24 protein-coding genes are annotated in these 25,497 nt (G+C 36.0%); 10 read left to right on the top strand and 14 right to left on the bottom strand.

The features are described 5' to 3' along the window. Positions 1-120 precede the first annotated feature (120 nt). Both AC4AGG_RS02210 and AC4AGG_RS02215 read left to right on the top strand, forming a co-directional pair. Positions 121-603, top strand: coding sequence for a hypothetical protein (locus AC4AGG_RS02210; protein ID WP_489770343.1), 483 nt, complete (start codon positions 121-123; stop codon positions 601-603). A 52-nt stretch (positions 604-655) separates the two neighbouring features. Continuing rightward, positions 656-1,018 carry a hypothetical protein gene (locus AC4AGG_RS02215; protein ID WP_489770344.1) on the top strand — a complete coding sequence of 121 codons (363 nt, stop codon included), beginning with the start codon at positions 656-658 and terminating at the stop codon, positions 1,016-1,018. Between the two features lie 51 nt (positions 1,019-1,069). Here AC4AGG_RS02215 and AC4AGG_RS02220 read toward each other — a convergent pair whose 3' ends face one another. The 6 genes from AC4AGG_RS02220 to AC4AGG_RS02245 form a co-directional block, all read right to left on the bottom strand. Then, complete coding sequence (locus AC4AGG_RS02220; protein WP_489770345.1) at positions 1,070-1,813, bottom strand: LytR/AlgR family response regulator transcription factor; 744 nt, start codon at positions 1,811-1,813, stop codon at positions 1,070-1,072. 10 nt (positions 1,814-1,823) lie between these two features. Continuing rightward, a complete protein-coding gene (locus tag AC4AGG_RS02225; protein WP_489770346.1) occupies positions 1,824-3,122 on the bottom strand; it encodes a gliding motility protein GldB-related protein in 1,299 nt (432 codons plus the stop codon). A 94-nt stretch (positions 3,123-3,216) separates the two neighbouring features. Continuing rightward, positions 3,217-3,498, bottom strand: a complete 282-nt coding sequence (locus tag AC4AGG_RS02230; RefSeq protein ID WP_489770347.1) for a 2TM domain-containing protein — start codon at positions 3,496-3,498, stop codon at positions 3,217-3,219. A gap of 33 nt (positions 3,499-3,531) precedes the next feature. Continuing rightward, positions 3,532-4,860 carry a 2TM domain-containing protein gene (locus tag AC4AGG_RS02235; RefSeq protein WP_489770348.1) on the bottom strand — a complete coding sequence of 443 codons (1,329 nt, stop codon included), beginning with the start codon at positions 4,858-4,860 and terminating at the stop codon, positions 3,532-3,534. Positions 4,861-5,054: 194 nt separating this feature from the next. Further along, the gene (locus AC4AGG_RS02240) at positions 5,055-5,693 is read right to left on the bottom strand and encodes a hypothetical protein (protein ID WP_489770349.1); all 639 of its coding nucleotides are present in this window, start codon (positions 5,691-5,693) and stop codon (positions 5,055-5,057) included. Positions 5,694-5,795: 102 nt separating this feature from the next. Further along, positions 5,796-8,006, bottom strand: coding sequence for a TonB-dependent receptor (locus AC4AGG_RS02245; protein WP_489770350.1), 2,211 nt, complete (start codon positions 8,004-8,006; stop codon positions 5,796-5,798). Between the two features lie 179 nt (positions 8,007-8,185). Here AC4AGG_RS02245 and AC4AGG_RS02250 point away from each other — a divergent pair, with 179 nt between their 5' ends. Further along, positions 8,186-8,689 (top strand): superoxide dismutase family protein, encoded by a 504-nt coding sequence (locus tag AC4AGG_RS02250; protein WP_489770351.1) that lies wholly within the window; start codon positions 8,186-8,188, stop codon positions 8,687-8,689. 251 nt (positions 8,690-8,940) lie between these two features. On the opposite strand, the gene AC4AGG_RS02255 is transcribed toward AC4AGG_RS02250, so the two are convergent. Then, on the bottom strand, positions 8,941-9,822 hold the full coding sequence (locus tag AC4AGG_RS02255) for a mechanosensitive ion channel family protein (RefSeq protein WP_489770352.1): 882 nt from the start codon (positions 9,820-9,822) through the stop codon (positions 8,941-8,943). Between the two features lie 18 nt (positions 9,823-9,840). Beyond that, the gene (locus tag AC4AGG_RS02260; RefSeq protein ID WP_489770353.1) at positions 9,841-11,964 is read right to left on the bottom strand and encodes a carboxy terminal-processing peptidase; all 2,124 of its coding nucleotides are present in this window, start codon (positions 11,962-11,964) and stop codon (positions 9,841-9,843) included. A 132-nt stretch (positions 11,965-12,096) separates the two neighbouring features. Here AC4AGG_RS02260 and surE point away from each other — a divergent pair, with 132 nt between their 5' ends. The 3 genes from surE to fdhF all read left to right on the top strand — a co-directional run bounded on the left by surE (position 12,097) and on the right by fdhF (position 17,582). After that, positions 12,097-12,864, top strand: coding sequence for a 5'/3'-nucleotidase SurE (gene surE / locus AC4AGG_RS02265; RefSeq protein WP_489770354.1), 768 nt, complete (start codon positions 12,097-12,099; stop codon positions 12,862-12,864). Between the two features lie 93 nt (positions 12,865-12,957). Then, positions 12,958-14,610 carry an NADH-ubiquinone oxidoreductase-F iron-sulfur binding region domain-containing protein gene (locus AC4AGG_RS02270; RefSeq protein ID WP_489770355.1) on the top strand — a complete coding sequence of 551 codons (1,653 nt, stop codon included), beginning with the start codon at positions 12,958-12,960 and terminating at the stop codon, positions 14,608-14,610. A 236-nt stretch (positions 14,611-14,846) separates the two neighbouring features. After that, on the top strand, positions 14,847-17,582 hold the full coding sequence (gene fdhF / locus AC4AGG_RS02275) for a formate dehydrogenase subunit alpha (protein WP_489770356.1): 2,736 nt from the start codon (positions 14,847-14,849) through the stop codon (positions 17,580-17,582). Here fdhF and AC4AGG_RS02280 read toward each other — a convergent pair. Then, positions 17,579-18,154: a 5'-methylthioadenosine/S-adenosylhomocysteine nucleosidase family protein gene (locus AC4AGG_RS02280; RefSeq protein ID WP_489770357.1), complete on the bottom strand. Its 576-nt coding sequence runs from the start codon at positions 18,152-18,154 to the stop codon at positions 17,579-17,581. The two genes, fdhF and AC4AGG_RS02280, sit on opposite strands and share 4 nt — an antisense overlap. A 102-nt stretch (positions 18,155-18,256) precedes the next feature. Here AC4AGG_RS02280 and AC4AGG_RS02285 point away from each other — a divergent pair, with 102 nt between their 5' ends. From AC4AGG_RS02285 to AC4AGG_RS02300, 4 genes are read left to right on the top strand one after another with little or no spacing between them, the layout of a single operon-like run. Next, entirely contained in the window at positions 18,257-18,391 is a 135-nt protein-coding gene (locus tag AC4AGG_RS02285; RefSeq protein ID WP_489770358.1) for a hypothetical protein, read from the top strand. A gap of 10 nt (positions 18,392-18,401) precedes the next feature. Next, positions 18,402-19,442 (top strand): GMP reductase, encoded by a 1,041-nt coding sequence (locus AC4AGG_RS02290; protein ID WP_489770359.1) that lies wholly within the window; start codon positions 18,402-18,404, stop codon positions 19,440-19,442. Positions 19,443-19,492: 50 nt separating this feature from the next. Then, on the top strand, positions 19,493-20,374 hold the full coding sequence (locus AC4AGG_RS02295; protein ID WP_489770360.1) for a heme-binding beta-barrel domain-containing protein: 882 nt from the start codon (positions 19,493-19,495) through the stop codon (positions 20,372-20,374). 13 nt (positions 20,375-20,387) lie between these two features. Further along, on the top strand, positions 20,388-20,831 hold the full coding sequence (locus AC4AGG_RS02300) for a GNAT family N-acetyltransferase (RefSeq protein WP_489770361.1): 444 nt from the start codon (positions 20,388-20,390) through the stop codon (positions 20,829-20,831). A gap of 166 nt (positions 20,832-20,997) precedes the next feature. On the opposite strand, the gene fabG is transcribed toward AC4AGG_RS02300, so the two are convergent. From fabG to AC4AGG_RS02325, 5 genes are all read right to left on the bottom strand, one after another. After that, on the bottom strand, positions 20,998-21,741 hold the full coding sequence (gene fabG / locus AC4AGG_RS02305; protein ID WP_489770362.1) for a 3-oxoacyl-[acyl-carrier-protein] reductase: 744 nt from the start codon (positions 21,739-21,741) through the stop codon (positions 20,998-21,000). A gap of 23 nt (positions 21,742-21,764) precedes the next feature. Then, on the bottom strand, positions 21,765-22,439 hold the full coding sequence (rsmI, locus tag AC4AGG_RS02310) for a 16S rRNA (cytidine(1402)-2'-O)-methyltransferase (RefSeq protein WP_489770363.1): 675 nt from the start codon (positions 22,437-22,439) through the stop codon (positions 21,765-21,767). A gap of 103 nt (positions 22,440-22,542) precedes the next feature. Next, a complete protein-coding gene (locus AC4AGG_RS02315) occupies positions 22,543-23,139 on the bottom strand; it encodes a DapH/DapD/GlmU-related protein (protein WP_489770364.1) in 597 nt (198 codons plus the stop codon). 8 nt (positions 23,140-23,147) lie between these two features. Then, positions 23,148-24,014: a subclass B3 metallo-beta-lactamase gene (gene bla / locus AC4AGG_RS02320; protein WP_489770365.1), complete on the bottom strand. Its 867-nt coding sequence runs from the start codon at positions 24,012-24,014 to the stop codon at positions 23,148-23,150. Positions 24,015-24,038: 24 nt separating this feature from the next. Then, positions 24,039-25,412: a UDP-N-acetylmuramate--L-alanine ligase gene (locus AC4AGG_RS02325; RefSeq protein ID WP_489770366.1), complete on the bottom strand. Its 1,374-nt coding sequence runs from the start codon at positions 25,410-25,412 to the stop codon at positions 24,039-24,041. Positions 25,413-25,497 lie beyond the last annotated feature (85 nt).

A 25,497-nucleotide genomic window follows, 5' to 3' on the forward strand; every position in this document is an offset into this window, starting at 1 on the left:
TCGACTTTTTAACCGACACTTTTTTTACGTTAACCTCAATTCCGAATTATTCTTGTGATGCGGAACAGAACTTGACATACATTTGACATAACAATTAGAAATAATCTAAATATTAAAGTCATGAAAAAGTTAATCATCATCGCAAGTTTATTTGCCATAGTAAGTGTTTCTGCTCAAGAAAATGAATCTGGAAGAAAACAAAGACAGAAACCAACCATCGAGCAGCAAATGCAAGAATTCGATAACCTGAATATCTCCAGCAAGCAAAGATCAAAATTGGAAAAACTCGTCAAAGAAAGAGACGCAGAAATGGAGAACAACAGACCAGAACCTCCACAAAACGGACAAAGAGGAATGGGTTCTAACGACAGACAAGGGCCTCCACCTCCACCAAGAGATGGACAAGGAAGAAAACCTCAAGGTCAAGACGGAGAAAGGCCTCAACCACCTCAAGGTAACAACCAAGAATTTGATCAAAGAGTTCAGAAAATTCTAAACGAAGACCAATACAAGTTGTATCAAGAAAATCATAGAAAACACAGACAACATGATCCTATTCTTGACCAAGACATGGAAGAAAACACTCCTGAAGAGTTAAAATAATAAAAGACATAAAAAATTCACAATAGTAAAATAACAATTAAATATTAAAGTCATGAAAAAATTATTAATAGCAGCCAGTATATTTTTAGCATTGTCAGTGTCTGCACAAAAAGCACCAGCTAAAACACAAGCAAAAGCAACTTACGAACAGCAATATCAGTCTTTGAACAACGATGTTAAGCTTTCTGAAAAACAGAAAAAAGAAGTGAAGTCACTTTATGATGAAAGAGACAAAAAAGGAACCAGCGACAAAGATTTCGATGCAAGAATGAAAAAAGTTTTGTCAAAAGACCAGTACAATAAGTACAATGCGAACAGCAATAAGTATAAGACAAAGCAAAAAAGCACCAAAAAAGACAGTCCTGCCAAAAAAGCAGAACCAGTGAAAGCAACACCTGCTAAAGCACAAAGATAATTACAAAATCATATAGTCCTCAAGACCTTTCTGAGAAATCGGAAGGGTTTTTTAGTTCTCCAACCAATCTTTGAAATCCTTAACCCGATCTCTGCTTACCGTAATTTCCTCGCTGGGTTGAAATTGCATTTCGACTTTAAAGTTCGGAGAGGTGTGTATATTCTTAATCAATCCCAACTGAACAATAAACTGACGATTCACCCTAAAAAATTTGGAAGAATCCAAGCTGCTTTCAAGCTCATCCAGAGTGAAATCTGTCGGAAAAGCACGTTCTGAAGTTTGGGCATACACAATTTTGTTTTCGGAATAGAAGCAAGAAATTTCCTCAGTCTGAATCACCTTCAAGTTATAACCAATTTTAGAAACGATACGAGAAATTTTTGGTGTTTCTTCCTTAATTAATTTTTTGAAATTCAAATTGTTATAGGACTGACTTAATGGCATAAAAGACCTAAATTTCTCCACCGCAGATTGCAAATCCTCGTCCAAAATCGGTTTCAAAAGATAATCAACAGAGTTGAGCTTGAAAGCCTTTAATGTGTAATTATCAAATGCGGTGGTGTAGATAATAAAACTTTTGGTTGGTGTTTTTTCAAAAATATCAAAGGAAAGTCCGTCCCCTAAAACAATGTCAGAAAAAATCAAATCAGGATGCTCATTGTTGTTGAAATAGTCTATTCCTTCCTCTACAGAATGCAACATTGCAACCAACTCCAAGTCTTCGAACTGCTCCAACTGACGAGCGAGCTTTCTCGCTGACGGCTTTTCGTCTTCTATAATGAGGGTTTTTATCATTAATTTGCAATTATTTAGTTTTAAATTTTACAAGGAATTCTTTGTCTAAAAGAGGATAACCTTCTTTGGATTTAAAGCCCTTGTTGGTCACAACAAACTCATATTCTTTATTCGGTTTTAAATCAACGCCAAGAACAATAGTCATATCATTATTTTCAAAACCCACAACTTTGGTTATAGGGAAACTTTCTTTTCCTTTTTCAGAATAACTAATTGAAAAACTATCTGTTAACATTTTCTTTGAAAAAGTAATTTTGATCTCCTTCAAATCCGAATTAACATTAATTGCTCCATTTTCGAACGTCTCGATCTTTACAATTCGGGGTTGATTTTTTGTGTAATCCTTGATGATTTTTTCTTTAATAATTCTTTCTTTAAAGAATTTGGACCTCATCAAAAAATCTTCCACTGCCTTGTCGTCATCTAACTTCAGTTCGATAATATCTTTTACAGCCTGTGATTTGTCTTTTGCATTTTCATAATAGGATTTGCAAATTTCGTATCCGATAAAATACCCTAAATCCGCTTTATCTCCTTTTCTACCACCATTATATATCCAATTGGAAAAATTATTGGTGAACATTTCTTTTTTAAACTCTCTTTTAACTTCCTCGTAATGAGCTCGTCCATAAGTTAGGTATTGAGTTGAAATGGGTTTTTCAAGGACTAATTCTGCAATAAAATCACAAGCGCCTTCAGAAATATTTCGACTTAGAACAGTATTCCCATTACCCGCTTGTTGTGTATGAATGTATTCGTGAATTTTGAGGTAAACGATATTATCCAAAGACTGTTTGGCGAAGACATTCTTTAACCAATCGTTTTCAAACTCGCTCATGTCAACACTTGCATTTCCTGTCGCTATTTCTGCGCCGACTAACACCATATTGTCTTTAACAGTTCCTCCTGAACGCAACCCTCCAATCGTGAAATACATTTCAGCATTTTGAAGTTCGGGATATAGCCTCTTTAGGTTTTCTACCGCCTTATCAAGTTCGGTGGTTTTATTCTTAATGGATAATGTATTTGCTCGTATTGATTTCCAAAACTTTGGCTTTTCCTCAATCAGCCCCACATACATGCTATCATTATAATTTCGTGCTTCCATGAAGGCTTTTAGTCCCTTTGTCCCTTTATCAATGTAAAGTCTGTTAATATAATCCAGTTTTTCCGTAAAGTTATTTGTCGTCTGAATACTATCAAAAGCTGTCCAGAAATTATCAATATCCAAGACAAAAATTTTATTTGAGTTCTGAGCAAAAACAGTTGCGCTAAGAATTGAGAATGCGATGAGTAAAATTTTTTTCATATTTTTCTCTGCCTCGTCAAAATTTTACAAATTTAACCACCCTAACAATGAAGCGAAGTTTTACTACTATTAAGCGAGACTACAACAAAAGTAATTATTTATTTTTATCCATGATTTCGCGGATTTTTCGCTCCTCCCAATCGCTTCCCAAGAAAAAATTAGGAAGAAAAACTGTTAGTCCATGTATAAAAAGGCCAACTCCCCAAAGCACCATTCCCCACGAATCATGTATTTCTATGTTATCGGTTTTTAATATTTTCAAAAGAATAATCATAAGATTAACCAAGACAAATACTGTAGCATGAATGTAGAATCCTTTCACTTGACGAACTCTTTTCTTTGCTCTCAAGTACTTTATTTGATTGTTTGTTTCCATAAAAATTGACTTAATTTAATTGCTCTCCTATAATTATTTCCATTTTTTCTGAATTTCTTCCTCCTGTTTCATGTATTTTTGGATTTGCCTTTCTTCCCAATTGCTTCCAATCCCAAAAACTCGTACAGCATGAGCTGTCAATCCGATTCCCCATCCGAACATTGGCCAGAAAGCCCACCAATATTCTGGTGATGTCCTCCAATTCACAAAAAACAAAAATGATATTACGATACAATAAGAGGCAAAATTTCCGTAAAACCCTTTTAGTTCTTTTACTCTTCTGGCTGCTTTTGCATATGCTCTCGAATCTGTAGTTTTATTAGTGTTCATAATGGTAAGTTTTTCTGTTAATACGGGTATTTTTACTTTAAAATAATCTCCTGTTTTGTTGATAAATACGTTTCTGTCAGTAATCAAGCTATAACGTTGTACAATGTTTTCTAATCCTATTCCTTTTCTGTCGTTCGGAAGTTCTCTTTGTTGTAAATTATTTTCGATGCAAAGAAACCCGTACTCTGAAAATATTTTGATACTCAATGGTTTCGATGATGTGGCGTGATTATGCTTAATGCTGTTTTCTAATAACAATTGAAGAGACAGTGGAACAACAAAACCCTTCTTATCTTCTTCAGAAACTTCAAATTCGAAATTGACGCTGTCCTCAAATCTGGTCTTTAAAAGTTCGCAATAGGTTTTCGCAAAATCTAGTTCTTCTTCCACCGTCACCAATTCTTTATCCTTTTGCTCCAAAACGTATCTGTAAATCTTTGACATTGAGGAAGTAAACTTCTGCGCTTGATCAGGATTTTCGTCAATTAAAGAACTTAAAACATTCAAAGAATTGAACAAAAAATGCGGGTCTAATTGGTTCCTCAAACTCTCAAATTGCGCATTGGCTGATTTGGCAATAATCCTCTGTTCTGTGACTTCAGTTTTGGTTGCTTTTTTCCATTCTTCCATAAATCCTTTGGCGTGCAAAATAGCAGAAATCAGCAAAGTAATGTTAAGCATAATCCAGTTAGCGGCACCCATTTTTCCAGTAAAAAACTTAGTCGGGTCAGCTTTTTGCCAAAGAATAAAATTGACATAATTAATAGCTAAAACCATCACCGTATTAACTAAGACTATCCCAATGATTCCCAAAATCACTCTCGTTCTGGTCTGGTCAACCCAAGAATATTTTTTGTTTAGAAAATCATTGACAAAACCGTTTCCTATCGCTATCGGAAAACTATATAATACTGCAATCGCAATCGACAAAACAGCATTCAGAATATTTTTTTCTCCATCAAAACCGAAAAAAAAGAACAAGCCTGTTATGACGGAAATCCAAATGAGGGTAATTAAACTTTTTCTATTCATGTCTAAAATTCTTTTTCAAAGGTAAGTTCATTTCATTGGAAACAAAATAAATTTCGACCGAGTCGTCGTTTTCGATAACCGAACCGTCAAAATGATTCTAAAAGCGGTCTTCAAACTATCTAAATTACCGTTAACAAAGAAAAACCCTTCCTAAAATTCTTTAGAAAGGGTCACATATTATTTTGATACAAATCCTATGGTTTATTCACAAGAAAATATTCGGCTTCTGCTTTTCCCCAATTAGGGTCTAACGCAGTCTTGGGCTTGAACGTTTCGTATTTCTTCAGTGCTTCTTGGAAAAGTTCTAAACCTTTTTCCTTGCTTCCTCCAAATTGGGCTGGAGTGAAATACGTATCTTCAGCTCTTAATAAAGTAATTCTTGGATTGGTTGGGTCGATTGATTCAGCCTTATTCAACGCTTCGGTTGCAGCAATTCCTTCTGTCATAAATCTTTGCTGAGGATTAACCATCATCTTTAGCGAATGAATCATCTTCACCAGAATATAATTTTCTGCATTATTGGGTTCCTTTTCCATTGCAACATCAGCATATTTTTGAGCTGCTGCTGCAACATCATCTAACCCGCTGGTTTTGCCTTCTCTCATTAACAATCTCCCTTTCTGAATTTGAGCAAAAGCTGCATAATAATAAGCCTGCCAAGTTGCTTCTTTCGTGCTAATTCTGTCAAAATCATTAGCTAATGCTTGAAACTCATCTGGTGATTTACAAGTTTCGATTTTTGCAATTTTATCTGTCATTGCCTTCTCGTAAGCACTTTGTCCAAAAGCCAAAGAGGACAAAACGATTGCTAATGTTAAAAGTCCTTTTTTCATATCTATTTCTTTTTATTATTAAAATTATATTTCAAAGATAGTCTGTTTATATTTTCGGTTATCAAATAATTAACCGAATCGTCATTTTATCAAGCTGAGTTGTTACAAATTATTATTAATGGCTTCTTGCGTTCTGTCAACACCAAAGCTTATAAATGCTCCCACAAAAACAAAAGTATTAGCCGTCGGAAGAATCGGTGACGCCTTCATTCCATCATATGAAAAGTTATAACCATACTCATTTTTGAAACCTAAAATATTGCTCACTGAAAACACCAAAACAGTAAATGCTTTTGCATCTTTCTTTCCTAAATTCGGAAGATAATTGACGCTAAAATTAAGAGAGTTATAGTCCTTTACGACCCCTCTTGTTTGTAACATCGTGTTTCCATTATAATTAGCAAAGAAGTAATATGGTCGTCCGCTGTTATAGTTATATGAAAGATTGAATCCTGTCTTCCAGTCCGTTACAAATTTTTTAGCTACCACCGAAAGCGTATGTTTTGCTGCGAAACTTGGAAACAGGCTTTGGGAATAATTTAAGAAATCTCTTTCTGAATCGAGGTAAGAATAAGAAATCCAGTAATCTATATTCTTCAAACTTTTTTTGTCTCTCCAAAATAATTCGATTCCTTTCGCATATCCATATCCTGCATTGCTTACCGCAATCGGGTGGGTTGTGCTGTTGCTTGTTTTCGTTAATTCATCATAGTTTTTGTAATAGGCTTCCAATCGAAGGCTTCTTCCTTCTGATTGCCTCTGCACTTGCAAAATATAGTGATCGGCCTTTTGAAAATCACCCTTATAATTGGGATTGTAATATTGATTTTCGGGATTTTGATAAAAAATTCCATAAGCAAAAGAAGTCGTCCAAGTTGGAGAAAATTGATAAGCCATCGCAAACCTTGGCGCAATATTCCATTGGTCAAGAGCCGAAGAACGTTCTGTCCTTGCTCCGATTTTTGTTGAAAAATGATTACCCAAAGAAATGTCTGTTTCGGCAAAACCTGCAAAAATATCATCTTTGTAATCTTGTGTCTGGTTGTAGGCAGAAACCTCTGTCTTTTCATTGGTGAACTGGTTTTCAAGACCTCCTCTAATTTTAATATTTCGAATGATATTTCGTTCTACAACAGCTTTGGAATTGAAATAAGTTCCTTTGGTGTCAATATTATTTTTGAAAACAGGAACGTCATTCTGCTCTGCTTCCAATCCCAAATCAGCATTGTTATACGAAAAGCTTGTTCCAACATTGACTAAGTACTTTCCAAATTTTTGTTTGAAGGACAAATTATGAAATGTGTTATGTCCATCAATTGAACTTACATCTATTTGATTATCATAATCTAAACTCGGATTTTCTACACCAAATTTGTTGCTATCGTAACTTCCATAATACTTCAACATTCCGCCTTTCTTATTTTTGATTCTGAAATTAAAGTCACCTCCCAAGCTTGACGGAACTTGTCTAAAATCTGTATTGAAATTCAGCAATTTGGTCATGATTTCGAGGTTGCTATAACCTGCTGAAATTCCATAGGAAGCTGTCTTCTTTTCGTTAACATGTTGGTAAGCTCCGCTTAAAAAGATGGGCGAAATCCCAAAATCCATCGATGTTTGGTCAGGCAAATCCACACTTTCTAACGCAAGAACCGCAGACAAAGCTTGTCCATACAACGCCGAATAACCACCACTGGAAAAAACATTTCCCTTAAACAAAGAAGTATTAAGCCTTTCTCTTCCAGGAATTCCCGGAACCGAATTGGTGAAAAAGTTATTGACCAAAGAACCGTCCATGAAAAATTTGGCTTCAGAACCAGTTCCTCCTCTTACGAAAAGGCCCTCCGACTCGCCGACTTTTTGGACTCCTGGAAGTGTACTTAAGGCAGAAGTAATTTGAGCGTCGGCTCCTGCTGTTGTATAGATATCAATAGGCGTCAACAAAGCCGTAGCTCTTTTTTTGTCACTGGCTTCAATGGAACCTGCACTCACCACCACTGCATCAATTTCGTTGTACATTTCCTTCATTTCTACATTGACTTGGACAGGTTTTCCGTCTAAAGTGATGCCTTTCTCGACTTCATTGTATTTAGGATGAGAAAAAATCAAAACATGTTCACCCGTTTCCGATGTCTCGAATTTAAAATTGCCTTCATCATCAGTCGTTGCTCCGTCGTAAGTATCTTTGAGCGTCACATTAATATCTTTCAATCCCTTGTTTTTCTGTGTAACTTTACCAGAAACAACAACTTGCGAAAGGAAAACCTGAAAGGCAAAAATCATCAAGACTCCAAATGTCAATTTCGTGTTCATGTTCGTATCATTATTGAGGCAAATGTAGTTGTTTAGCATTTTCATTTCAAAACCAATTCTACCGAAAGGTCTATTATCGCAACTGAATCGTTATAACATGTCCATCTATAAATGTCCCTAATTTTTAGATTGAATAATAATCACTAATTTTATTGCATAATTTTGAAAATTATTCAATCATGAAAAATACAATCTATGTACTCGCTGTTTTGGTGGCGATACTAACAACCTCTTGTTCAACATCAAAGACCTATACGATTATCGCGAAAAGCGGAACTGAAACCGAAGGAACGGCAAAATTCACTCAAAAAGGAAATACCGTTACTTTAGAAATGACCGTACATAAACTTACGCCTGGAATTCATGCTGCGCATGTTCATGAAAAAGGTGATTGTTCTGCTGCAGATGGAAGTTCTGCTGGTGGTCACTGGAATCCTACGTCACATGACCACGGAAAATGGGATTCTCATGCTTTTCATATGGGTGATATCGGAAATCTAACTGCAGACGAAAACGGAAACGCAAAACTGACTTTCAAGACAGATAAATGGTGTCTTGGTTGTGAAGATGCTACCAAAAATGTCATTGGAAAATCAATTATCATCCATGCAAAAGAAGATGACTTCAAAACTCAACCAACAGGCAATGCTGGAGGAAGAGTGGGTTGCATTGAGATTAAATAAACACTTGAAAATACTGTGATCCCAACCAATATAGTTAAATCTTAATAATTTGTCATGATATACTTGTTTGTCGTTCTGAGCACAGACTGAAGGTCTGCGAACGAAGTTCTGAAGTGGAGTCGAAGAATCTATATAGATGCTTCCTTCGTCAGCATAACATTTTAAATAGATTTGACTATATATTTGACTTCAACTAAAATTTTTTGAGTCGGATGTTTAGCATAAAATGACAAATAAAAAAGAGAGCAAAATTAATTGCTCTCTTTTTTTATTACTGTATTGGGAGGAAGTTCCAGTGTCCTAATTGGATACGGAATAATGACTCCGTTTTTCCGAAACTTGTCCAAAATCGCCCTTCTAATTTCGTTTCGTATTCTCGGTGCTGAAAAAAGACTGGTGGAGAAATAATACAAGCTCATATTCAATGAGCTATCTCCAAAGCTTTCCAGACTCACAATAGGCTCTCTCTCTTGATAGACTTCTGGATGTTCTTTCGCTGCTTCAATCAGAAGTTTTTCGACCAAATCCATATCCGAATCATAATGAACCCCAACATCTACATTGAAACGCACGATTTCCTCATTGTGTGAAAAGTTAATCAATTTGTCTTTTGTCAAAACCGAGTTTGGGAAAATCATGCTCTTGTTATCACGAGTGATGATGGTCGTTGTTCTGATTTTGATTTCTTCAACTTTACCGATAATTCCATCCAAATCCACAACGTCACCGACTCTTACGGAGCGATCGATAAGTATAATTACTCCCGAAATAAAATCTAAAAAAAGATTCTGTAATCCCAGCCCAACTCCAACCAACAATGCTCCTGAACCTACCAAGATAGGAGATATATTAACTCCCAATGATTTCATCGCCAAGAAAAAGGTGATGATAATAATGATGTATCTTAAGATTTGGGAAAAAGCGAACTTCTTCCCAACATCAATCTTCTCCGAACGATAAATAAATCGCTTGGTAACTTTGGAAATGAAGATACCAAGAAGGACAATCAATACCGCAGCTAAAACCTCATAAACGGACAAAGAATATTTCCCCAGTGAGAAAATCTGAAATTCTAGAAATTCTTTGAAGGTGTTGCCCACGTCTTGTGTAAGATTTTGTACATTATCCTTCATTGTCCTGTAGTTTATTTATTAAGCTTTAATCATCTCTACAATGGTAATTGCTTCTTGGAGATAGACATCTCTTTTTAGCTTTTTAATCCAATTTTCTGATTTCTTTTTGAAAGCTTCGTCCGTTTTTCCTCTTTCAATTTCTTCTACATACTCGATGAAATTAAGTCCATTATTGTACTTGTCTAGGCTTTCGAATTTTTTGATTTGTCCCTTTCTTTCTTTCATCAAAGCAAAAAACTTTTGCTGGTTAAGAGGAAGTGATTTCTCTTTATCAAGATTTTCTTTCCACTTGGCAGACTCTTGAAGCAATTGGTAGTTGGTGTTAGTTGCTAAACGTGCTGCACTTGCTTTTGCTAATTCGGCAGAGTTAATATTACCTACTTTTTCAAATTTGGAAGGGGTGATCTTATCCCAAGCTAATGCATAATCGTCATATTTCTCTCCTACTTCTGCATAAGATAAAAAGTCTTCCATCTTGACATCAGAAACAATCCCCTCTCTTTGTGTTGATTCTCCAGTAATTCTATAAAACTTCTGAATTGTTAACTTTAAAGAACCAAAATCATCACTTGTACTTAGAAAACGATTAAGGTCAACAAATGTCTGAACCGTCCCTTTTCCAAAAGAATGTGGTGAACCAAGAATCACGGCTCTTCCGTAATCTTGCATCACTCCTGCTAAAATTTCAGAAGCCGAAGCCGAAAGCTCATTTTGCATAATCACCAATGGTCCCGTCCAAACAGGTTCGTTGGTTTTGTTCTTCAGGGTTTCGATTTTTCCATTTCCGTTTTTCACTTGTACGTATGGACCTGCCTTCATGAACAATCCCATAATATCGCCAACTTCTGTCAAAGAACCTCCTCCATTATTTCTTAAGTCAAGGACAATTCCTTCTACATTTTGAGCTTTAAGTTTTAATAATTCTCTTTTCAAATCATCAGATGCATTATTTTTTTCTGGATGTTCGAAGTCAACATAAAATCCTGGAAGGTCTATCAATCCATATTTTTTCCCATTAGGAGAATTAATGATAATACTCTTCGCATACGTATCTTCAATGGAAACCTCCTCTCTAATCATGGTTACGTCTTTGATGGTTCCATCACTTTTCTGAACGGTCAATGTTACAGGAACTCCTTTTCCTCCTCTAATATAACGTACTGCTTCATCAGAAAGCATTCCCACAACATTGATGGGGTCTTCTCCTGGTTTGGAAACAACTTTTAATATTTTGTCTCCTTCAGAAAGCTGTTTAGATTTCCAAGCTGGGGCACCTATCGTCAATTGACCCAAATAAAGATATCCTTTCTTTTCCTGAATAATAGCACCGATACCGATTACTGTTCCTGTGAAATTAACGTCGAAATCTTCCTTATCTTTTGGTGAAAAGTAGCTGGTGTGAGGGTCAAAAACTTCAGCATAGGCATTCATGTAACGAGAAAACCAATCCATGTCTTTTACCTTTTTCACTCTTCGGAACATATCAGACATCAAATCTTTAACCTCTTGGGTAGCCTTAGTTCTTTTCTGTTCTTGAGTTAGAATTTGTACTTTAACAGTATCCTTCAACCCGTTTTTCTGAAAAGAATCTTTCTTTTTCTTTTGAGATTCCTCTTTGCTGTTCAACGTTTCAATCTCTTGTAGAATATTGTATTTGATATATCTTTTCCACTCGTTATACTGCTCCTGTTTGTTAGCAGGTGCTTTTTTATTGTCTGGGTCCAAGATAATGATATCCTCTTCATCTAAATTGATCGGCTTGCTTAAGATTTCCTTCGTCATGGTGTCCACCTCATCCATTCTCTGGTGAATTCGAGCATTGGTTAATTTAAAAAACGCAAGGTCTCCTTGATTGATGTAATCATCTAATTTTGTATTGTACTTACTGAATTCGTCCATGTCTGACTGTTGAAAGAACCTTTTTGCAGGGTCAATCATTTCGAAGTACTTCTTGTACACTTCCTGAGAATAAGCATCATTGATTGGCTTTGGATTATAATGTAAGTAGGACAATGTATTCTTTACACTCACCATAATGGTTCTCATCTTCTCATCATCGTCTTGAGGCGAGTTGAAGCAGAACATTAAACTGGTTAATGGTATGAATAACAATAATTTATTGATTTTGAAATTTTTCAACATAATTCTTTAAATTTTAAACTGGATATGTATGTTATTAGTTTTGTTTTGTTACAAATATACGAAGTAACAAAATTAATACCTTATTGAAAAGAGAACTCAAACTTTTAATTTAATTTTGTAAAAAACTTAATTATGCAAAGGCCTTTGATTTTGGTAACCAATGATGACGGAATTACCGCTCCAGGAATAAGAAATTTAATCAACTTCATGAACGAGCTTGGAGAAGTTGTGGTTGTTGCTCCCAATTCGCCTCAAAGCGGAAAAGGGCATGCAATCACCATTAATTCTACTTTAACGTTTGAAGAAATTAATTTGGATGGCCCGCAAAAAGATTATGCTTTGAGCGGAACTCCTGTTGATTGTGTTAAATTTGCACTGGACAAAATATTAACCAGAAAACCAGACATCGTGGTTTCTGGAATCAATCACGGAGCCAACTCTTCGATTAATGTTATCTATTCTGGAACTATGTCTGCTGCAGTCGAAGCCGGTGTCGAAGGATTACAAGCCATTGGATTTTCGCTTTTGGATTTTAGTTGGGACGCAGATTTTTCGCAAGCAAAAGAATTTATCCAGAATATTGTTTTGAAAACTCTGGAGAACCCTCTTCCAAAGGGAATTGTACTTAATGTGAACATTCCTAAACTCAAAAAAGAAGAAATTAAAGGCATTAAAGTCTGTCGACAAGCCAACGCCAAATGGGAAGAAAGTTTTGACGAACGAATTAATCCTCACGGGAAAAAATACTATTGGCTGACTGGTTATTTCAACAATATGGATGAAGGAGAGGATGCTGATGAAAATGCGTTGAGCAATGGTTACATCTCTGTTGTTCCGGTAAAATTTGATTTGACCGCTCACGAATATCTTCAAGATTTGGGAGCTATTCTTAATTCTTAACCTTTTTTCAGTCATTCTGCTCTTTCCTTTTTCGGAAAGCGCTTTTATCGTTCATTTTTTTTCTTAACTTTCCATTTCTAAAAAGTTTTGAAAATGTCCAAAAACCTAAGTGCGCTTTCCGGACGAAAAGGAATGCAAAGAAGTTTATTCGATTTGATGGGAAAGGAAGCTGTCGAAGATGGAGGGACTCCCACCAAAGAACACTTTCATCAACTCGCCGAAGAATTTCTAATGGGTGACGCCAATACTTACGGAAGTATTACAGCGTATGATTTCATGAAACCAGAAAATCAAGGAAAAGAAATCTATGTCTGTAATGGTTCTGCATGTCTTTGCGCAGGAACTCAGGATAAGGTTTCCGAAGAGGTGTCAAAACATTTCGATGCAGAAAAAATTGGACACATGACCTGTCTTGGTCGTTGTCATGAGAATTCATCTTTTCATTATCATGGGAAAAATTATTCAGGTGACAGCATCCATCATTTAGAAGAAATCATCAATAAAAGCAATACCAATCAAAACGGAAAGTACAACATAACCAGCGATTTTCAATTGCTAACTTCCGAGTTCAATGGTGTTGAAGAATTCCGAACTTTGCTTCAGGATTTGTTTTCAAAAACGCCAGAATCTGTTTTACAAGAAGTTAAAGATTCTCATATTCGCGGACGTGGTGGAGCTGGTTTTCCCGCAGCCATCAAATGGGAAAGTTGCAAAAATGAAGTTTCCGACGATAAATTTATCATCTGTAATGCTGACGAAGGAGATCCTGGTGCTTTCTCTGACCGATATTTATTAGAAGAACGTCCTTTCGCCGTTCTATTTGGGATGCTTGTCGCAGGATATTGCACTGGTGCCAACTGGGGTATTCCTTTTATCCGAGCCGAATATCCAGAAGCTATAGAAATTGCGCAAAATGCCATCAAAGAATTGTATGAAAATCAATTGCTTGGAGAAAACATTCTCAATTCTGGATTTTCATTTAACTTCAAGGTGATTAAAGCACAAGGAGCATATATTTGTGGAGAAGAAACGGCTTTGATTAATGCCATCGAAGGACAAAGACCAGAGGTGAGAACTCGTCCTCCATTTCCAACACAGCAAGGATTATTTCTGAAACCTACCATCGTCAATAATGTAGAAACCTTAGCTGCCATTCCTTGGATTTTTAAAAATTCTGGAATAAGCTTCGCTGAATTAGGAACCGAAAAATCTACCGGAACCAAATTGATTTCATTAGATAGTTATTTCAACAAGCCAGGAATTGTCGAAGTCGAAATGGGTACCTCTCTTGAAAAAGTTATTTACGAATTGGGCGGTGGTTTTCGTGAAGAAGTCAAGGCCCTACATATTGGAGGTCCACTTGGGGGAATTGTTCCTGTTGAAAAAATTTCGAGCTTATCAATTGATTTCGAAACATTTGCAAAAGAAGGTTTCTTATTGGGTCATGCTTCAATTGTATGCATTCCAAAGGATTTTCCAATGATTAAATATTTAGAACATTTATTTGAATTTGCCGCATTCGAAAGCTGTGGAAAATGTTTCCCTTGCCGATTGGGAACCAAAAGAACCCATGAAATGTTAGAATCTGCAACTCAACATCAGAAACCAATTAACAAAATGCTTTTTGAAGATTTGCTGAATACACTACAACAAGGCTCTCTTTGCGCACATGGAGGCGGAATCCCATTGCCTGCGAGAAATGCGATGCAATATTTTAGAGAGGAATTAAATGAATATTTCAACTGAAAATAAATTAAAAATTGAATGACGGTTATAGATATTTCGGATTTGTCATTCCGACGAAGGAGGAATCTCAAAAAGATACAGATTCTTCACTGCGCTTCTCTTCATTCAGAATGACAGCAGCTTAAAATTAATACTTAAAATTTCTGTCACTGGAAACCAACTAAAAAAGTTAGCAAATTTCTATTCATTTTTATTTATTGAAAAAAAAATACGCTCAATGTGTTAAATTTAGAATCATGAACAACATTGCCTATATCAACAACCAACCTTTCGAATTCGAAGCTGGAGAAACCATGCTATCTTTTATCCGAAGAAATCATGGACAACAATCCGTTCCTACACTTTGTGATGCTCCAAATTTGGAACCCTTCGGCTCTTGTCGTGTTTGTAGCGTAGATGTCGCATTGGAAGAAAATGGCAGAACCAAAGCCATGGCTTCTTGTCATTCGCCAGTCTCAGCGAACATGTACCTTTATCCAGACTCGGACAATATCAAGCAATTGCGAAAAAACATTATGGAATTAGTACTTTCGGACTTGCCTGAGGAAGAGCGTTTCAAAATGGACGAAAGACCAACGGAGTTTCAGCAAGTTGTTCAACAAATTGGAATTAAAGAAATTAGATACGAAAACTCTGGAAAAAATCAGTTTTCGATGGACGCTTCACATCCTTACATGCGCTCTAATCTTAACATGTGTATCAATTGTTTCCGATGTGTAAGAGCTTGTGATGAAGTTCAAGGACAAATGGTTCTCAACATGGCTGGTCGTGGTTACGATGCACACATCATCAAAGGAATGGACGTTGATTTCATGGATAGTGATTGTGTTAGTTGTGGTGCCTGCTCGCAGACTTGTCCAACAGATGCGATCACCGATGTTTTCCAAATGTCAGAAATCATTCCTGAAAAAGAAACCAGAACAGTATGTACCTATTGCGGGGTAGGTTGTAACCTAAGTGTTGCGTCCAAAGGAGAGGAAATTATTTCAATTACAGCACCTTACGAAGCCGAAGCCAACCTTGGCCACACTTGTTTGAAGGGACGCTATGCATTCAAATTTTATAATCATCCTGACAGACTTCGAAGTCCGATGATTAAGAGAAATGGAAAGTTTGATGAAGTAAGTTGGGATGAAGCCTATGATTTCATTGTAGAAAATTTAACTAAAATAAAAACTGAATCTGGTCCTGATGCAATTGCAGGAATTTCTTCGGCGAGAACACCCAATGAAGAAAATTACCTGATGCAAAAATTCATGAGAGCTGTTATCGGTACCAACAATATTGACTGTTGTGCACGCGTCTGCCACTCTCCTACCGCTCTTGGAATGCAGCGCGCTTTCGGAACGGGAGCGGCAACCAATTCGATTGAAGATTTGGCTTTTACCGATTGTATTTTAGTCATTGGAGCTAATCCAACAGCTGCGCATCCAGTAACTGGAGCCAGAATCAAACAAAGAATGCTAAAAGGAGTAACTGGAATCGTTATTGACCCACGAAAAATCGAATTAGCAAAATTCGCTAAATATCACCTGCAACTACGTCCAGGAACGAATGTGGCATTACTTAACATGATGCTCTACTACATCATTTCTGAAGGTTTGGAAGATAAAAATTTCATCGAAAACAGAACTGAAGGTTATGAAGAGATGAAGGCTGAAGTGCTAAAACTCAATATCGAAGAATTAGAAAAAATCACCGGTGTCAAAAAAGAATTAGTTCGAGAAGCTTCTATTGCCTACGCTACAGCAAAAGCAGCCATGGAATTTCATGGTCTTGGTGTTACGGAGCAAATGCAAGGAACATTTACTGTTCAGTTGATTGCAGATTTAGCAATGATTACGGGGAATATCGGAAAAAAAGGAGCTGGAGTTAATCCACTTCGAGGACAAAATAATGTTCAGGGAGCGGCAGACATGGGTTGCCAACCTCACCAAGGAGCTGGTTATTTGGATGTTACCATCCCTGAAATCAACGAAAAATATAATTTATTCTATAACAGAACTGTCCCTTCGCACATCGGATACAAAATTCCTGAAATGTTTGATGCCGCAATCGAAGGAAATTTAAAAGCACTTTGGTTGATTGGTGAAGATGTTGTACAGACCGACCCTAACACCCAAAAAGTGATGAAGGCGTTGGATAGTTTGGATTTATTGATTGTTCAGGAATTGTTTATGACCGAAACGGCAAAGCACGCAACGGTTATCCTTCCTGGAGCTTCATTTTTGGAGAAAGAAGGTACCTTTACCAACGGCGAAAGACGAATCCAAAAGGTTCAGAAAGTGGTGGAACCCATCGAAGGAACCAAGACCGATGGCCAAATTATCATTGACATCATGAACAAAATGGGTTATCCTCAACCAGCATATTCAGCAAAAGGAATGTTGGAGGAGATTTCTCAGATCGTTCCATTCTTTGCTGGAGTCACTTGGGAAAACCTCGAAGGAAATGGGAAACAATGGCCGGTTGCACCTGATGGAACGGATACCAAAATGCTTCATATTGACGGTTTCAAAAGTGGAAAAGGGCAATTCACTTTCAAGAATTTTGAAGAAAGTCGAGAAGTGGAAAAGCATGGAAAAGATTACCCATACATTATTACCACTAACAGAGAGTTGGAACATTACAATTGTGGCGCAATGACCCGAAGGACAGGAAATGTCGAAATCTTAACCGAAGATGTTTTACTCATTAATCCTGATGATGCTCAAAAAGAAGGAATTGCAGATGGCGATTTTGTTTGTGTAGAATCACCACGCGGAAAAGTAGATATCAAAGCCAAAATATCCAAAGAAATGAAACCCGGAATCTTAAGTTCGACTTTTCATTTCCCAGAAATCATGCTCAATATTATCACTTCTGATGAACACTGTACCGAGGCGCTTTGTCCAGAATATAAAGTTGTCAGCTGTCGAATTAGAAAGAGTAAAGGAAAATACAAACAATTGGCAGAAGCAGGAGAATCTTAGAATAATTTTCTAAGTTCTTTTGCTGCTAATTTTACTTGCTCCGTCCAATCTGCAGCCGCTTCATCATCAGCTCCATCCGAAATATATTTGATGCTCATAAAAGGAATATTTTCGCGCTGTGCTACCAAAGCTAAAGCATAAGCTTCCATGTCAAGAACATGATAGGCATCTGTTGAATGTGCGGTTTCAAAATGGTCGCCCGTTCCACAAATAGACTCTTGTAACCCATTCATTTTCATGCCGTAAGATAAAATAATATCTTCATTAGAAAATGGTGTTTTATATTTTGCAAAACCCAAAGGCGTCACATCCATATCCCTCTGAATGAATTGCGTACAACATACCAATTCGCCCCTTTTAAAGTCCACACTTCCTGCGGTTCCAAGATTTACGATTAATTTAGGTCGATGATTCTGAAGATATTTTGTTAAAGCATAAGTGGCATTAACCTTACCAATTCCTGTGAAAACGGTATTGCAATCATCAAAATAATGCTGTGCTTCAGATTCTAATGCAAAAACGAAAAGAATATCCTGCAATTGATATTCTTTAGGATTAAATTCATTTTTCATCTTGTAAAAATACAAAGGTTCCTAAATTATTCACTAATTTTAAATCATTAAATAAAAACCACAAACAAATTATATATTCATTGATTATGCATTGACGCTGTCATGCTGACGAAGGAAGCATCTCTCAATTGCTGCCGGTTTTCTAAATCGGACAATACTTATTACAGAGATTCTTCGACTCCACTTCGTTCCGCTCAGAACGACACCGTTAATTATTTGGTGATCAAAAAATCTTAAAACACTCTATATGAGAATAGAATACGATATTAAATTAGGGTTTAAAGACGTGATGTTCCGCCCAAAGCGTTCCACATTGAAATCTCGTTCCGAAGTAGATTTGGATAGAGATTTCGTTTTTAGAAACTCCCAAAGAAAATGGAAGGGTGTTCCAATAATTGCTGCAAATATGGACACGGTCGGTACTTTCCAAATGGCAGAAGCTTTGGCAAAAGACAAAATTATAACCGCAATTCATAAACATTATTCCGTAGAAGAATGGAGTGCCTTTTTGAAAGATAAGCCAGATGATTTTTACCCATTTATTGCTTTGAGCACCGGAACTGGTAAGCAAGATGAAGTGAAAATCGCAGAAATCCTTCAAAATCACCCTAAAATCGAATTTCTATGCATAGATGTTGCCAATGGCTATTCCGAACATTTTGTGGACTTTGTGAAAAAAATTAGAAAAACTTACTCCGATAAAACCATTATTGCGGGAAATGTGGTTACAGGCGAAATGGTCGAAGAACTGATATTGGCAGGTGCAGACATTATTAAAGTCGGAATTGGCCCTGGTTCTGTTTGTACAACACGAGTCAAAACCGGTGTTGGTTATCCTCAACTTTCTGCAATTATCGAATGTGCTGATTCTGCCCATGGTTTAGGTGGACACATTATTGCCGACGGTGGTTGCAAAGTTCCCGGTGATGTGTCGAAAGCTTTTGGTGGTGGAGCAGATTTTGTAATGTTGGGAGGAATGTTTGCTGGACACGACGAAAGCGGTGGCGAAATCTTGGAAGAAAACGGTAAACAATATCGCCTTTTCTATGGAATGAGTTCTAAAACAGCCATGGAAAAGCATTCTGGTGGTGTCGCTGAATATCGTTCCTCAGAAGGAAAAACCGTGAAAGTTCCGTACAAAGGAAAGGTATCGGAAACCGTAAAAGATATTTTAGGCGGTGTTCGTTCAACTTGTACATATGTTGGTGCTTCAAGGCTAAAAGAACTTTCAAAGCGGACTACATTTATCCGAGTTCAAGAACAAGAGAATCAAGTCTTTAACGATTAATTTTAAATCAATTTGAAAACATAAAAAAACAGCTTCAAAAAAACTTTACCATGAAAAAAAACTATCAATCCATCACAAAAGCCATAGAAGACTTGAGTCTTCACGGTTACAATTACGATTTCAATTTACTTCCTAATGGACATTTAGAATCAAAAAACATTCAGGAATTGTACCACGCAAAATCATTTAAAGTAGATTCTATCTGCACATTAGAAGACCCTTCTGTATCAGCAACTTTTATCCCAATCTACCTGATTGATGCAGGTGAAGACCACAAAGGATTTTTTATTGATGAAAACCAAATTTTAGAAAATCTTTTGAATGGAAAAATCACTGAATTCAATTTAAATGATGCTTCTGCAAAATATTTAGCATTTGGCCCTTTACTTCCATTAATAGGAACTTGGGAAAGCGATGGAAACGGAATGGATGTTTCGCCAGATAAAGATACTTACACAGAAAGCAATCCATTCCATGGAAGTTTGACTTTTGAACCCGTCATCATCCCAAGTGTTCACAACGCTGCTCATCAGCAACTAAAGGCTTTGATGTATCGCCAAATTGTAGTCAAAAATATCAATCAAGAAGTTTTTCATGATGAGTCTGGTTATGTTATTTGGGACGAAAATACAGACAGTATCATTGTTTCGTTTTCGATTCCGAGAGCGGTTGCCTTAAATGCCGGTGGAGATTACAGCAAGCTCGATATTATGAAAAATGAAGCTACAATAGAAGTCAATGCTAAAAAAGGTTCTGAGTGGGAAATCTCTGAATCTCCATTTTTGGTCAAAAATGGAAGTACAAAAGCATTTAATAGGACTTATTCGGTTTCAGGTGACCAGCTGAATTTTTCGCAAACCACAAGTCTTTTTATCTATGGCAACGACTTCGATCATACCGATAACGGAATCTATTTTAGAAAAAAATTTTGAATATAATTAACACATGAATATTACACGAACGACATCGGCTAATGCTGACTTTATAAACCTTGTTAAAGACTTAGACTTCTACCTCGCTTTGAAAGATGGTGAAGAACATGTTTTCTATGCACAATTCAATAAAATTGATGGCTTACAATATTGTATTGTTGTTTATGACAACGATATTCCTGCTGGTTGCGGCGCTATAAAGCCTTATGATGATACTTCAATAGAAGTGAAAAGAATGTTTGTAAAACCCGAATTTCGTGGAAAAGGCTATGCTTCAAAAGTTCTAACTGAATTAGAAAATTGGGCAAAAGAATTAGGCTACAACAACACCATTTTGGAAACAGGAAAACGTCAAACAGAGGCTGTAAATCTCTACCAAAAAACATATCAAATCATCCCAAATTATGGACAATATGAGGGTGTGGAAGACTCATTATGTTTCAAAAAAGAACTTTAAGGCGATTTAAGGCGCGAGCGAAGCGAGCGCCAAAACGTGTCCCAATAAAAAATCCGAATCTTTAGAATTCGGATTTTTTATTTTATAAAGGTAAACTACCCCCCGTCTTCAAAATCTTCAATTTTAAATCCATCCCTTCAAAGAAGGGGAATTAGTGAAGCTTTTTTTATGTCAACATTCCACCATCTACGTTTAGGACTTGCCCAGTAACATAAGCGGACATATCAGAACCTAAGAAAACACATGCATTTGCAACATCTTCTGGCTGTCCTCCTCTCTTCAATGGAATTGAATCTCTCCATCCTTGAACTGTTTTTTCATCCAAAGCACCTGTCATTTCAGTTTCAATAAATCCTGGAGCAATTGCATTACAACGAATATTTCTTGAACCTAATTCCAAAGCTATAGATTTAGAAAAACCGATTACACCAGCTTTAGAAGCCGCATAATTTGCTTGTCCTGCATTTCCTTTCACACCAACAACCGAAGTCATATTGATGATTGAACCAGCTTTTGCTTTCATCATAGGTTTAATAACCGCTTTCGTTAAATTGAATACAGAATCCAAATTCACTTTGATAATAGTATCCCAATCTTTCTTGGACATTCTCAACATCAAATTATCCCTCGTTATTCCTGCATTATTAACCAAAATATCAATTTGTCCGAATTCAGCCATCACATCATCAACTAACTTCTGAGCAGCATCATAATCAGATGCATCTGATTGATAAGCTTTAATTTGCGTTTGACCACTTAGAGCGTTTTCTAATTCCTTTGCTTTATCAACAGAACCCGCATAAGTAAAGGCTATTTTTGCGCCTTGAGCTGCAAAAACCTCAACAATTCCTTTTCCTATTCCTCTGGTTCCCCCTGTAATTAGGGCTACTTTTCCTTCTAATAATTTCATGTTATTTATTTTGTCAAATATAATTAAATTGAATTATTCACAATCAACACAATCTCTCCTTTTAAAGTTTTACTTTTAGAGAACTCGATTAACTCATTGATTGTTCCTCGTTTGGTTTCTTCAAATTTTTTGGAAATTTCTCGGCTCAAACTTACTTTGGTTTCTTCGCCGAAAAACTCTTTTATCTGTTCTAAGGTCGTGTTAATCTTATGCGGACTTTCGTACAAAATGATGGTTTTCTTTTCTTCCGCCAATTGTTTCAGTTTGGTTTGGCGTCCCTTTTTCTGCGGTAAAAATCCTGCAAAATAAAAATCGTGATTCGGTAATCCCGAAACCACCAAAGCTGGAACAAAAGCTGTTGCTCCTGGAAGACAAATCATGTCAATGTCCTCATCCGCACAAGCTTTCCCTAAAAGATAACCTGGGTCAGAAATTCCGGGCGTTCCTGCGTCGGTAATAATAGCAATATTCTGTCCGTTCTTCAAATCATCAATAACTTTAAGTGTTGCTTGATGTTCGTTATATAAGTGATACGATTTTAAAGGTTTAGAAATTTCATAATGTTTCAACAAAACACCTGAAGTTCGGGTGTCTTCACACAAAATATAATCCACCTCTTTCAGAATATTTACAGCTCTGAAAGTCATATCTTCTAAATTTCCAATCGGCGTTGGAACAAAGTATAGGGTTCCTGACATATATTATTTTCCGTTATTGCGAGGAAGAATGACGAAGCAATCCAACCTTAGATTGCTTCATTTCGTTACACTTCATTTGCAATGACAAACTGTTTTTCTAATTTTAAATATCTTTAATTTGTCCAACAAGTTCAAGCCTTTTCACAATTGAATTTTTCTCTAAAATTGTTCCTGGTGAAAGAACAGCATTTGCTCCAATTTTTGAAAAACCTCCCACCAAAGAACCAAATTTTTGACGATTAGTGTTGATTATTTCATCATTAATTTTCACATAAATAGTTTTATCTTCTCTTTCATTAAAATGATTTGCTGTGATTGAACCTGCTTCAAAATTGACATTACAACCAATAATACTATCTCCAATAAAATTAAAATGCGCAACCGCCGAGTTTTCAAAAATAATGGAAGATTTTATTTCGCATCCTGTTCCTACTTTCACGTTTTCACCAAGAAAAACTCCGTTTCTCAAATAGGCATTTGCTCCTATAAAAACATTTTCACCAATAATTACAGGAGCTTTAATCGCTACATTTTGTTCTATAACTGCAGTTTGATGTATTGCTATGTTATTTTTAATGATAAAATCTTCTCCTAAAACTTCTATTCTATCTAAAATATACTTTTCTATATTCTGAATAATTTCCCAAGGTTTTTCATTCGGAAAAAATTTAAAAAAATTTGATATATAATTTTCAATCATTCAGAATTCTACTTTGTTGTTTCTTCTTTCAACTTCTCCTGATATTTTTTTTCATAATCTTTCAATTCATCAAGAAAAGCCTTTTTATCCATAAATATTTTAGGATTGTAAGAAGCGTTTGGTTGATGAATTTTATGTAAATTAAACTGACTTGCATGTGCAGCGACCCACAAATCGAATTTTAAATTTTTCATCGAATTGATCGTGTACTCATAATCTTTTTGAATAGAAGGATATTCTTTCTCTTCCGAAAATTTTCCATCAATAATGATCGAAGGCATATTTGCAATCAGAACTTTGTAAGTTTTCTCTCCATCTTTTACATCCAACATATAACTACAAGACCCTTTTGTATGTCCTGGATGATTTAGCATAGTAAGTTTGGTATCTCCTAATTTTATTATTGAATTGTCTTTCAATAATTTATCTGGAGTTACAGGAACAAAAGTTTCACCATATTTTGCTAACTCATAATCTGCTTTTCCTCCTGATTCTAAAACTGGTTTATCTGCTTTATTTACATATAATTTCGCTTTCGTTTCGCTTTTTATTTGAGCCAAAACCCCAGTATGGTCATAATGCGCTTGTGTAATTAACAAAACTTTAGTATCTTTTAAAGAAAAACCTAATTGTTCTATATTGTTTTTAATCAAAGGATAAGAGTCGGTTCCTCCTGTGTTAATCAAAATATTTCCATTCGGTGTTACAATAAGATAACACGCCAAATCATAAGTTCCAACATAGTAAAGATTTCCAACAACTTTAAAAGCAGGATATGGTTTTGACCATTCTGGATTGTAATACGGTTTCAAGTCTTGAGCTTGAGCATTAAATCCTAAAATAGTCAGTGAAAATAATAAAAAAAATTTCTTCATTTTGTGTTTTTAATGTTTTTAGAACTACAATTTTTCGTACAATTCTTTACAGAATCCCTCCAAACTAGGGTCTCTTGCTCCCATCAAAAGAAGTACTGAATTTTCTGATAATGAATGCTTTACCGTTTCTAAAAATAGATTTCTATCTTCCACGAAAAATGCATTCTTACCTTCAGCTTTAATATCTTGAATTAAATCATTGGCTGAAATATCTTTCACCGCAGTTCCTCCAGCGTAGAAAATTTCACTCATCCAAATTTCATCTTGAGGACGAAGAACTTTTGAAATTTCTTCCACAAAATCTTTTCTCAAAAATCGAGTCGGTCCATAACCATGAGGTTGAAACCAAGCCACCACTTTTTCCGCCAAAGGTTGACATGCTTTTATCGAAGCGGCGCATTTTGCTGGATTGTGTGCGTAATCATCAATCACCCAAACTCCATTTTTATTGCCTAAAATTTGGTGACGTCTATAAATTCCTTCATATTTTGCTAAACTTTCGGCACAAATCTTTAAATCAACACCTATTTGATGGGCAACAGCAATTGCGGCGGTTGCATTTTCTACACTGTGTTGACCAATCGAATTCATTTCAAAAGTTTGATTTTTTACTTCGAAACTTAAATGAAATCCATTTTGATTAAAATTTATGGCATCGAAACCTGCATTTTCATTTTCAAATCCGAAATCATATTCAGAATTTGCAGACAACGTTTTAGCTAATATATTCGATTGATTTACAACAAATAAACCTTTTGTGTTATTTTTAAAAATGGTAAACAAATGAATCAATTCATCAATTTCTTGATGGTCTTTGTCGATATTGAGTAACAAACCAATTTCTGGTTCATATTGAACAACCGAACCGTCACTTTCATCCGCTTCAATAATCAACCAATCTCCTTTTCCGACAGAAGCATTTCCGATTTTTCCTTGTTTGATAATAGAGGTTAAGCCTGCTCCCGAAATAATGGAAGGTTCTAATTGAGCATCAAGCAAAATTTGAAATAACATCGCCGAAGTTGTTGATTTTCCTGAAGTTCCTGCAACAGCAATCGTTTTTTTACTTTTTGCAATAATCGAAAGCAATTCGCTTCTTTTGATGATTGGGATTCCTAATTCTTTTGCTTTTTTAACTTCAAAAACAGTATCTTCAATGGCGGTCGAAACTACAACAAGGTCGGTTTCATCAGTAATTCCGCTTCCGTCCTGAAGAAAACATTGGATTCCTTCAGCTTCAAGCTGTTCTTTGGTTTTGTTATAAGTATCGGGTTGAAAATATCGGTCGCTCCCAGAAACTTGTTTCCCAATTCCTTGGAGATATTGTGCAATCGCACTCATCCCAACTCCTGCAACACCGATAAAAAATGGATTATTAAATTCTGTAATATGCTTCATAAGCCCCTTTCCCCAAAGGGGAAACCCTTTATTATTTTTTTAAAAATTTTTCTTTGTATAAAACCCAAAAAGTCCCCTTTGGGGA

This window comes from Chryseobacterium sp. CG10_8 (assembly GCF_058117085.1).